Below are 786 nucleotides of genomic sequence, written 5' to 3'. Positions count from 1 at the left end.
CGCCCGGAGGTTAATGGGTGGAAATTTGATAAAAATTTTTGATAATAAATAATGTATGCGCAAATAATAAAATTTTTGAGATATGCAAATATTTTCTGAAAATTACTCTTAAAATAATAAAATTCATTTTTAACAAAAAATTTTCTCGAATTTTTTTGTAGATTAAAATAAAGTCCTTATCTTTGCAATGTCGGAAACGATAAGAGTTCTAAAATTTAATAAGAAAAATTTTTCAAAAAAAAATCTTTGAAAATTTTGCTAATTAAAATTTAAGTTGTATCTTTGTAATACAGAAAGAGAGATGAAAGCTACTTTTGTATGGATAGTGTTTTTATCATTTGACATTTTGAAACAATGAAATTATAATTTTCAAACCTTTCTACTTTTCTAATTGTCTTTAAAGTTATGTAGAAAGGTTATAATAATATAAATTCAAACTTTAAAGCATTTAAAATTATGTTACAAGAAAATTTAGTTTCAGTTAATGAGAGTGCAAACGTTGAAAATTCTTCAAAAGAAAAAATCAACAAAGTAAATGCTAAAAAAGCTAAAGCACAAGCAAAAGCAAACAATATTCTTTATAAAGATATTCTAGCTAATTTGAATAAATCTACTGAAGGACTTTTAAAAACTTCTTTTGGTGTAAAAAAATCAGACATTTATAAAGAAGAAATTTTTTCAGAACTTTCAGATAAAGAGAAAAAAGTTGCTCGAAAGAAATTTCGTAACACAATTCTTTCATTGTCCGAAAGTTTGACACAAGAAAAGGACAAAACCCGCTTAGAA

General features: G+C 24.0%; 1 protein-coding gene. It reads left to right on the top strand.

Going from position 1 to position 786, the window contains the following annotated elements:
• Positions 1-456 precede the first annotated feature (456 nt).
• A partial coding sequence (locus tag IE226_RS43695; protein WP_190087101.1) for a hypothetical protein occupies positions 457-786 on the top strand: 330 nt, incomplete at its 3' end.

It is taken from the genome of Streptomyces longisporoflavus (genome assembly GCF_014649775.1).
GTDB lineage: Bacteria > Actinomycetota > Actinomycetes > Streptomycetales > Streptomycetaceae > Streptomyces > Streptomyces longisporoflavus.
This window is presented reverse-complemented; position numbering and strand designations above follow the sequence as displayed.